Here is a 1,316-nt window from a genome sequence, read left to right on the forward strand (position 1 = left end):
TGAACTCATCGGATATTTCAGGAGCCATGGCGATGTGACTAGTTGGTAAATCCAAGCTAATGACTTTCAATTCCTTCTCGTACAGCATTTCTTTCAATTTAGACCAACTAGATTCATTTAGACGAGAGAGTCGATCAATCTGCTCAATCATGATCAAATCCCCTTTTTTAGCATCACTTAATAATTGCAGTAATTTAGGTCTTTGCAACGAAGCGCCAGATTCTTGCTCAACATACCAAGCAGCAATACGAAGTCCTTTTTGTTCAACAAATTCTGATAAGGTCTTTTTTGCTCTTTCTGCATCTTGTTCGATAGTTGATGCTCTTAAGTATCCAAATATGTACATAATTTTGATTAAGTGACTTTTAGGTTATGATCTAAATAGGTATGTCATTTATATTATGACATTTAATGGTTAGGTGCAATTTTCAACTAGTGACAATAAGGTATACCCAAACAACATACCCTCCTTCTCAAATTTAAAGTTTAATCATTGCTACAAGGAATAATAAAAATATGAAATGAGAAATCAAAGACTCAGCCAAATCCAAAAAGAGATATTAAGTTGTTTGGCAAAGGGATTCGTGAAGGGAGTCAAAGAAGGTAAGTCTACGGTGGTCAACCATGCTATTAACCAACTTCTTAGGAGAGAGGTCCCTCCAAACAACTTCCGCGTATCTTGTGAAATTATTGAGGAGCGAGGGCTAATCAGGCGCAAGAAAGTAAATTTAGATTGGTATATTAACATTACGCCCGAAGTATTTGATAAAGCACTTTAAGGGCTAGGGTTTATAAACAGAGGTGCATATAGAGTCATTTACACCACAATTTCCGCCTCCGCTGAAATATGAAGAAGCGCATCTTGCTGTATTACAATGAAATCAGGGGGCGATTACGAGCCGAGGAATGCATGTCGACCGATTTCCTAACAAGCCGCTTTACCAAAGTAGTCAATAGCCTATGGAGCAAGATATCAAGCACACAATCAACAAAGAGTTAGAGTTCAGTCGGACAACTGTGTAATCAATTATTAGTAAGCTTAATTACAAGCCTGTGCTTTAGATTTAAGCCAAAATACTAAAATCACCAAGTACACAATCATGTTGATCAGTAATGCTGCCTGTTAAAGTCGTTTCGCAGTATGAAAATTTAATATTCATATCATCCACGTTTCCGCTCACTAACACGTGGCGCCTTAAAACATCACCATTAAGTTGGTGAATAATCCCACCCCAAGAGAGGTTATCTTTAAATAAATTAAATGTGATCTTCATACTATTCCTATTTATTATTTATCGTTTTTTTCTTTTGTTGTT

3 protein-coding genes are annotated in these 1,316 nt (G+C 36.4%); 1 reads left to right on the top strand and 2 read right to left on the bottom strand.

Annotated features, from left to right (window positions below):
- Positions 1-346 (bottom strand): recombinase family protein (locus tag AB4496_RS13905; protein ID WP_372105369.1); only part of this gene is annotated, 346 nt, incomplete at its 3' end.
- 175 nt (positions 347-521) lie between these two features.
- On the opposite strand from AB4496_RS13905, the gene AB4496_RS13910 reads away from it, so the two are divergent.
- Complete coding sequence (locus AB4496_RS13910) at positions 522-779, top strand: hypothetical protein (RefSeq protein ID WP_016800084.1); 258 nt, start codon at positions 522-524, stop codon at positions 777-779.
- Between the two features lie 285 nt (positions 780-1,064).
- Here the strand turns inward: AB4496_RS13910 and AB4496_RS13915 are convergent, their stop codons facing one another.
- The gene (locus AB4496_RS13915) at positions 1,065-1,274 is read right to left on the bottom strand and encodes a hypothetical protein (RefSeq protein ID WP_016800083.1); all 210 of its coding nucleotides are present in this window, start codon (positions 1,272-1,274) and stop codon (positions 1,065-1,067) included.
- Positions 1,275-1,316 lie beyond the last annotated feature (42 nt).

The sequence above is a fragment of the Vibrio sp. 10N.222.46.A1 genome (genome assembly GCF_041473595.1).
GTDB lineage: Bacteria > Pseudomonadota > Gammaproteobacteria > Enterobacterales > Vibrionaceae > Vibrio > Vibrio tasmaniensis_A.